Below are 8,652 nucleotides of genomic sequence, written 5' to 3' on the forward strand. Positions count from 1 at the left end.
TAGTATACCAAAATCTGCCTATCAGTGCAAAGGTTTGCATTAACTTTCCAGATTTTTTCTATTCTATGGTTTCCACAAACCAGAAGCATCTACATAATAGCGTCCGCCATCCACTCGCTCATTCTTCGCCATCTTACCATCTGATTTGAGATAGTAGTTTCCTTGCCAAGCATTACGAGCATAAGAACCATCTGATTTTAAGTAGTACCAAGATTGGTAAGAAGAGTCATAGACCCACTCACTCTGAGCCATCTTACCATTTGACTTGAGGTAGTAGGCACCTTGCCAAGTATTATGCGCATAAGAACCATCTGATTTGAGATAATACCAGGCTTGGTAGTAAGAATCATAAATCCATTCACCCTGAGCCATCTTACCATCTGATTTGAGATAGTAACTTCCTTGCCAAGTATTGCGTGCATAAGAACCATCTGATTTGAGGTAATACCAGGCTTGGTAATAGTTATCGTATACCCACTCATTCTCAGCCATTCTTCCATCTGATTTGAGGTAGTAAGCACCCCGCCAAGTGTTCGTTACTGGTTTCCCATTTTCAGAATAATAGTACCAAGATCCATTCTGACGAACCCAGCCACTTTCAGCTGGTACACTAGGAGTAGGTACTGTACTACTTGGTGCTACTCTATCAGGTGCTACATTGTTGTTAGCTTGAGAGGCACTTGTCTTTTTCTCTTTTAACACTCCCTTAGGCGCATTCTTAGATTCACAGGCTATCCCATCATGATCCTTATCTAGAGTAGCAGAATAACCTGGTTCTCCCTTATGAATATCCGCATAACCATTCTCCCAGGCTTCCTTACAGCTTGAAAAATGGATACTTTCATCCGCCACAACAGGCTGTAAAAACAATGCTAGGGCAGGTAAAGAAGCTAGGCCGAGTTTTAATAAATGACGTTTGTTCATGATTTTCTCCTAAAATTATAATATCAACTTCCCTATTATTTTATCAAACTTATTTCTGCAATTCAAGAAAACTTCTAGTTATTTCTGCAAACTCTTTTGGTTTGGCTCTATTTAGAACATGAGGACCGTCAGGGATGATCTGGAACTGGGAATTTGGCATTAGTTCTTGAATAGCTTTCATTGAACCAAGATTAGGCTTATCCTGACTACCACAAATTAACAAGCTTGGATAGGGACAATTCCGTGCACTCTCTCTTAAATCAAGTGTTTTTAATTCTTCGGAAACTCCAACCATAAGAGCCTTATCTGCCCCCTGTTTCTCAAATATCCTCTTAGGCAGCAATTTAAATATCAGCAACTGAATGTAAAAAGGAATATTACCTGCTAGTTTCAGTGGACAACCTGATAAAACCAAGGCCTGAAGATTTGGCAAATCATAACTTGACAGCTCTAATGCAAGTGCAGCTCCTAGGGACAAACCGATTAGGACAAAAGGTTCTGTCTCCTTTGATAAGTGCTGATAAATGTGTTCCTTGGCTTCTTCATAGCTAGCAACTCCAGTAGGGAATAAGTCAAGGGCTTCAGAGGGATAATCTGCAAGCAATTCTTGCACTTCTTGCCAACTATCTGCTGACTGACCTAGGCCATGTAAAAATATTAATTTCATTTAGTTCTCCCTTACTGACAACTCATACAATCCCCTTACTGCATTACAGCCATAGATGACTTCTGCTTGCTTCAAATCTTCTATGGTTAAGACCTTCTCTTCCACCTGCCCGATTTCAAGTAAATGCTGGCGATAAATCCCTAGTAAAATGCCAAGACTACTAGGTGGGGTATAGAACTTGCCACCCATTTTTAAGACCAGATTCCCAATAGAGGTTTCAAGCAATTTTCCATCAGAAGTGTGATAGATGATTTCCTGCTCTCCCAATGTCAAATGTGGTCGGTGTGTTGTCTTAAAGTAGGTAAAGGCCTGCTCCAAATCAGCTTCTTGCTGACAAAGCTTGGCCTGACAAAAACTAGAGTTAAGTGGTGTCAATACTTGTCGATCAATTTCTATTTCTCCAGACTTGCTGAGACTGATTCGCAAACGGTAGTCTTGATGAAGGTCACAAGCCTGGCACTCCTTCTCTAACTTTTGTCTCAAGTCTTCTGCATCAAAAGGAAAGGCAAAATAACGACTAGCCTTTTGTAGTCTTTCTAGATGTTGCTTTTCAAAGAGAAAGGTTTTCTGGCTGATTTTTCCTGTCGTAATCAGTTGAAAACGAGGCTGTTTTCGGTAAAGAACAGCTGCCTTTTGCTGGACTTCACGGTATTCCGATTCCCAAGTACTATCCCAAGTGATGCCACCTCCGACACCATAGATGGCTTGCCCTCCATGCAGTTGAATGGTTCGAATAGCCACATTGAAAATCCGTCGTCCACTAGGAAGCAAGAGTCCAACAGTTCCACAGTAAACTCCTCTTGGTTGGAGCTCCAAGTCCTTGATAATTTCCATGGTCGCTATCTTGGGAGCTCCTGTGATGGATCCACATGGAAAGAGTGAACGGAAGATTTCAACTAGGTCAACATCTGGTCGTAACTGACTCTTGATAGTTGAAGTCATCTGCCAAACCGTTGAATACTGTTCTACCTGGCATAAACGCTCCACATGCTCACTTCCCACCTCAGACAGGCGGTTCATATCATTGCGCAAGAGGTCCACTATCATCATATTTTCTGAGCGATTTTTGGGGTCCTGCTTCAACCAAGTGGCCTCTTGCAAGTCGTCATCGTCGTTCAAGCCACGTTTAGTTGTGCCCTTCATAGGGCGAGTCGTTAATTCACGGCCATTTTGTTCAAAAAAGAGTTCTGGACTCATGGAAATCACTGCCATGTCGTCATGCTCTATGTAAGCATTGTAACCCGCCTCCTGCTCGACAACCATACGATTGTAGATAGCAAAAGGATTAGCAGACAACTCCTGCTTGAGTTGAACCGTATAATTGACCTGATAAGTATCGCCCTGTCGCAAATGATAGTGAATCTGAGCAATTGCCTTTTCATAGTCCTCTGCAGATGTTACTTCCTGCCAGTTTGATGGCAAATCCACCTCCTCATAAGTCAGAGGAATGCTAGAGGTTTCAACATTGTCATGAACGGTGAAATAGAGGAGATACTCTCCTAACAAGGGACCCTCGTGAACCGCTAACTTCTCCTCAAAAGCAGGTGCAGCCTCATAGCTGACATAGCCTACCACATAATAGCCCTGCTCTTGGAAGCTTTCCACTTGTGCAAGCAAGTCTGCCACTTCTGCTAAATCTCTGGTTTTCAACTCTTTAATAGGCTGGGTAAAGGTGTATCTCTCCCCCAAAGCCCTGAAATCAATCACTGTTTTTCTATGCATGTTCTAAGTATACCATAAAAGCCAGACCCCAAACAGGAGATCTGGCAATTTTATTCTTTGAGAATGCTAAAGTAGATTTCACTTCCTTAGCAAATCTAAAAACACACTCTCTTTTATCTATCATTTGGGAAAGAGTTCGGATGAAAAGGCATCTGTGACCTGCAATAGTTTTTGGAAGACTTTTTTCTTCAGAGCTACTGTATAGTTTGCAACTGAGCCTCCATACTTAAAGTTTCGGTAATCCGTTTCTACTGCTTGGTCAAACAAATCTTGCAATTTCTCGTAAGAATCAATTTGTTGGCCATCAATTTCAAAACTATGAATTCCTCGTTTTGCCTTGGCAATAATAGCGTCAAACCAGGCCTTCTTCCATTCTTCTAAGTTCTGGAACTTGCCCTTCGAAACCTTCTGGATAATGAAATCATCTCCAAGGGTGTCATGCCCCTCGCTTAACGCCTCATCCTTGTATTTATTAGAAGCATAGCCTAGGAAACCATTTTCGTAGCCATAATATCCCCACATACGAAAGGCATTATGCTTGAAGGAGATAGCTCCAGGAGCTCCCTGACTGGTATTTCCACCGTAGATAGCATCCACCATCTTGACATTGACATAAGCTGTCTTGAGTTCTTCTGGTCGGTAAGTTCCCTGATAATGCCTATTGGTGATGATGTTATGTTTGATTAGGTCATCCACAGAATTTAGCTGAGTCTTGGCTTCCTCATCCGTCAATGGACGGACATAGTCCCACTGGTTAGGAGCAAGGAGTTTATTATCCTGGTCCTGATAGCGCATTTGCTTGGTCATCTTGCTGAACCAAGCCTTCTTCAATGCAAGATCATTCTTAGCAAGAACTCGTTCTCCTTCCAGATAATCTAGAAGCATCAAGGCCTCATTATAACCTTTCATGTAGTGGTCAATCTGCTGGCGTGTTTGCAACTTGGTTGGATCTGGATTGTACCATTGATCCCCATCATTTGGTCGCATGTAGGCCATGTTGAGACCAAGAGCGCCGTATTCACCCTGATGACCTTCCTCAGCCGGTGACTGGAGCATGCCCTGAGCATAGGCTTCTACATAGGTTCCTTCACGATGTTTGTAGCCCCCCAGATAGACAATACGATCGTTGACGTGAGTTGTCTCATGGGTGTAGACGGACAAGCCATACTCACTGATCATATCGATTTCCACAAAGTGAACAGCATCTCTGGCATTTATCTTTGGATAGATAGAGGCATAAGCTCCTAGCTTATTGTCTTTATAGTAGCGACCTGCTGGTCCAAATACTTCACGAATTGGCGCGTAGTCTTCCATACCACTGGTATGTCCATAACGCTCTACCCAGCCACGTCCATCAACGCGATAGCCTTCCCAAACCGGTGTAGCTACATTAAAGTCACTCTTAACCATACGGTCTTTAACTTCATCAGTAGCAAGTCGATACCAGAAGTCCAAGTAAGTCAACTGGCGGTCCGCTACTAGATCAATGTCAGCTTTCATCTGGTCTATGGTTTTGCCAGATTTATCAGCTGATCCGAAGGTAATGGTATTGTAGTTGGAAATCAGGAACATCTGTGCCTTCTTGACATTCAACAAAGGCAGAATCATATTGCGATGCAACCAGTTATTAAGATTGTCATAAGCCCGATGCTTCCGATTTGCAATTTCTTGATTCTTCGAAGCTCGCTCTGCTATGTACACATGGCCCTTGGTGGCATTCATAAACCAGTCATTCATATCCTTGTCAGTCGTCAATAACTGTCTGTTGTAGTCTAAGAAGGCATGTAAATCTTCAGATTTTATATCTTTGGCTAGGACTCTGGCAAAGGTTTCATGAGTCTGGTTGCCTTTTAGGTTGTTCTCTCTTGAACCAAGTTCAATCAATCGATCCAAGACATCCACATTTTGCCCATAAAAATCTGGTTTAAAGAGCATGAGTTCTTTCAGATTATAATCCGCAAATCGGATACCGTAATAGCGATTGAGATAAGCCAGACCCAACATGATAGCTGATTGATTGTCCTGAAATTTTTTCTTCAAGGCAGCAGTTCTAGCAGGCGAATCATTCCACTGGTAGTCTAGATTTGTAAGTAACTTATCAACCAGGCTTCCCAGCTGCGCTTTGACCTCTGCAAAGCTTTCTTCTAGATACCAGTTCTTCACTGCCTCAACCTTTTTATCAAGGCTAGTGGTTTGATCATCTAGGATTCGATAAACTCCATCCGACTGTAAGTCCACTGTTTTCAGGATAGAGGTCAAGTCCTTGACCAGGGCTGAACGGTCCTTAACCAGCATATCTGGAGTATACAGCAGATCCAAGTCGGCAATCTTATATTCCTTAACAGCAGTCAAGCCAGAATTTTGCGAGGTGATTGCAAATACCTCCTTGGTCTTGTCTGCATAATGAACCATGATATGGTCTGCCACTGAAAGATCCGTTACAAAGTCTTTCCCTTTCATGGCGATAACAGAGATTACCTCTTTCTTGGCTAGATTGTGATCAAGATCCAGTTTATTTCCTTGATTAACGATCCATTCTTTATTGTAGAAAGGTTGCAATTTTTCAAGGTTGCGATAGGCTTGATCATGGCGACTATCATAATCTTGGATATCCTGATAAGCGTATTCTTTTACACCAGAGATAGCAGAAGATTCAGTTCTTGACTTAGCCAGGTAGTAGCTATAGCCTCCCTCAAAGGTTTTCTGAGCATTGCGTTGAATCAAGTCAGTTGCTTCAGCAGTTACCTTATAATATTCTTTTCCATCAATTCTCTCAGTTTGAATAGACTTGATGGCTAAATGGCTGGTCTTATGGCTCTCTGAACTAATCTTGAGGTAGTAGTCTTCCAAGTTTCTTGGCACTTCTGTCAAGTGCTGAATCACAGACTCTTTGCCATTTTCAACCTTAACAAGGCTTGTTTCCTTGATATCTTTCATTTCTAGCTTTTTAAGCTCTAAACGAAGCTTCTTGTCCTCAAGTAGAGTGCTCTCTTCACCCTTACCACGATTAAAGATCATCCTTGTAGAAATGGTGTAATCCGTGTAGAGTTTTAGATTATAAACTGTTGCTTCCAGCTGATCACTCGTCAAGTCAAGAGTCTGATCCGCTAGCCCCTTGGCTTTAATGGTAGCACTAATTTTTGAAACGGAAACACCATCTGCCTTCTCCAAGTTATAGCTTAAGCGAGCTGAACGGCCCATCGAATTTCCAGTAATATTTGAAAGAGTTAGGACAGGTTCAGGTTTAATTTCTTCTTTTTCCTTACTGCCACGGATGATAACCTGATCTTTAGCTTCTGTTAAAATCCGTGTTGTTTCTTTCAGCTCTGAGATACGTTTCCCATCTTTTTCCTCATAGCTGGTAACAATCTCTTTCTCACCATCTTGACCGACTTGCTCGATTCTTGTTTCACCGACAAGCATGTCTGGATCAATCTTTTCCCTAGTTTGTTTAGGGATCAACTCTTTTCGGACTTCAATATGTAAAGTCGGTTTTGCATCTAAAACTAGCGCTTCAGTAGCTTTCACACCACCATTATAGCTAGGGAGTTCCTGTTTCAGAGTATCAACTGGGACTGCGCCTCCTTCATACTCTGGTAAAGTTTCGGCTATTACACCTTTGCCATTAACACCACCTTCAAATGTTGGTTTTGTTGGCTCAACCAAGGATTCGCCTGATACACCGCCTGTAAACTCAGGGAGTTCCTGTTTCAAAGTATCAACTGGAACTGCACCACCTTCATACTCTGGTAAGGCTTCAGCTACTGTACTTGCGCCATTAACACCACCTTCAAATGTTGGTTTAGACGGCTCAACAAGTGGTTCACCATTAACTCCACCTGTGAAGTCAGGATGTTCTTGTTTCAGAGTATCAACTGGAACTGCGCCTCCTTCATACTCTGGCAAGACTTCAGCTACTGTACCTTGGCCATTGACGCCACCTTCAAATGTTGGTTTAGACGGCTCAACCAAGGATTCGCCTGATACGTCACCTGTAAAGTCTGGTTTTTTGTGGACTTCTGGAAGGCCACTTTGACTGCTCAATTCTGGTGTGTACTCTGGCAAGGATTCGGCTACTGTACCTTGACCATTGACGCCTCCTTCAAATGTTGGTTTTGTTGGCTCAACCAAGGATTCGCCTGATACGCCACCTGTGAAGTCTGGACGTTCCTGTTTCAGTGTGTCAACTGGAATTGCGCCTCCTTCGTACTCTGGTAAGGCTTCAGCTACTGTACCTTGACCATTGACCCCACCTTCAAATGTTGGTTTAGACGGCTCAACTAAAGATTCGCCTGATACGCCTCCTGTGAAGTCGGGATGTTCCTGTTTCAGAGTATCAACTGGGACTGCGCCTCCTTCATAATCTGGTAAGGCTTCAGCTACTGCTCCTTGGCCATTGATGCCACCCTCAAATGTTGGTTTAGTGGGTTCAACCAAGGATTCGCCTGATACGCCACCTGTAAAGTCAGCTTTGTAGTGGACTTCTGGGACGCCACTTTGACTAGTCAATTCTGGTGTGTACTCTGGTAAGCTTTCTGCTACCGTACCTTGGCCATTGACGCCGCCCTCAAATGTTGGTTTTGTTGGCTCAACCAAGGACTCGCCTGATACGCCACCTATAAAATCGGGAATTTCATGAATGGGTGCTTGATTTACTGGTTTTGCAGGAATTTCTGGACTCGCACTAGATGTTAGATCTTGGCCTGTTCCTCTTAAATCCGTCTCTAATAAATAACCGACATAGTCATAGCCTTTAATGTCAATAATTCCTTGAGTTAAACTATCTGCAGACACAAGGGTTTTAGTCTGATCATAAGCTAGTAAGTCCTTGTGTTCAAAAGCAAATACTTGATAAGGTAGTAATAAACTCTTACCTACAGAAGCAATCAATAACACTCCAACTATCTTAGAAGGCTTTTTCCTGGAAAATAGGAAAACCACCAAACTAGCCGTCAGAAGACCAAGACCAGCCAAGGGGAAGGTGACTGTTCCTGTTTGAGGTAAGACGGCTTGTCCCTGCTTACGATAGACTAGATAATAGCTCTCTTGGCTCAGATCTTGTGGTAATTCATGGTGAATGAGTTCACGTTCAGCAGCTGTCAACTCCGATTCTGCTAAATAGTGAAAGGAAACTTGCTTGGTCTCATCAGCCTGAACCAGTTTTGGTTCAAGTGTTCCTCCAATGAAGGCAAGTCCAATCAATACCGAGCCCACTCCCATGCTCAGTTTGCGAATAGCAAATTTTTGTAGCTTTTTTCTATCGCCCTGTTGTAAAATGAAGTGCAACACAAAAGACATGTTCATCTGATATACTAGAGTTGCAAAAAACAGTATAGAGG

Annotated in this window: 4 protein-coding genes; all 4 read right to left on the bottom strand. The window is 42.7% G+C overall.

The features are described 5' to 3' along the window. Positions 1-63: 63 nt before the first annotated feature. Positions 64-924 carry an excalibur calcium-binding domain-containing protein gene (locus K1I67_RS06775; protein ID WP_223339360.1) on the bottom strand — a complete coding sequence of 287 codons (861 nt, stop codon included), beginning with the start codon at positions 922-924 and terminating at the stop codon, positions 64-66. Positions 925-973: 49 nt separating this feature from the next. Beyond that, positions 974-1,591, bottom strand: coding sequence for an alpha/beta fold hydrolase (locus tag K1I67_RS06780; RefSeq protein ID WP_223339361.1), 618 nt, complete (start codon positions 1,589-1,591; stop codon positions 974-976). After that, positions 1,592-3,313 carry an aminodeoxychorismate synthase component I gene (pabB, locus tag K1I67_RS06785; RefSeq protein WP_223339362.1) on the bottom strand — a complete coding sequence of 574 codons (1,722 nt, stop codon included), beginning with the start codon at positions 3,311-3,313 and terminating at the stop codon, positions 1,592-1,594. It lies immediately after the preceding gene. A gap of 120 nt (positions 3,314-3,433) precedes the next feature. Continuing rightward, complete coding sequence (locus K1I67_RS06790; protein WP_223339363.1) at positions 3,434-8,617, bottom strand: SIALI-17 repeat-containing surface protein; 5,184 nt, start codon at positions 8,615-8,617, stop codon at positions 3,434-3,436. Positions 8,618-8,652: the final 35 nt, after the last annotated feature.

The sequence above is a fragment of the Streptococcus infantis genome (assembly GCF_019929575.1).
GTDB classification, from domain to species: Bacteria; Bacillota; Bacilli; order Lactobacillales; family Streptococcaceae; genus Streptococcus; species Streptococcus infantis_L.

Coding starts and splice junctions, on each gene's coding strand:
- K1I67_RS06775 (WP_223339360.1), bottom strand. CDS start 924: ATGAACAAACGTCATTTATTAAAACTCGGCCTAGCTTCTTTACCTGCC.
- K1I67_RS06780 (WP_223339361.1), bottom strand. CDS start 1,591: ATGAAATTAATATTTTTACATGGCCTAGGTCAGTCAGCAGATAGTTGG.
- pabB (WP_223339362.1), bottom strand. CDS start 3,313: ATGCATAGAAAAACAGTGATTGATTTCAGGGCTTTGGGGGAGAGATAC.
- K1I67_RS06790 (WP_223339363.1), bottom strand. CDS start 8,617: ATGAACATGTCTTTTGTGTTGCACTTCATTTTACAACAGGGCGATAGA.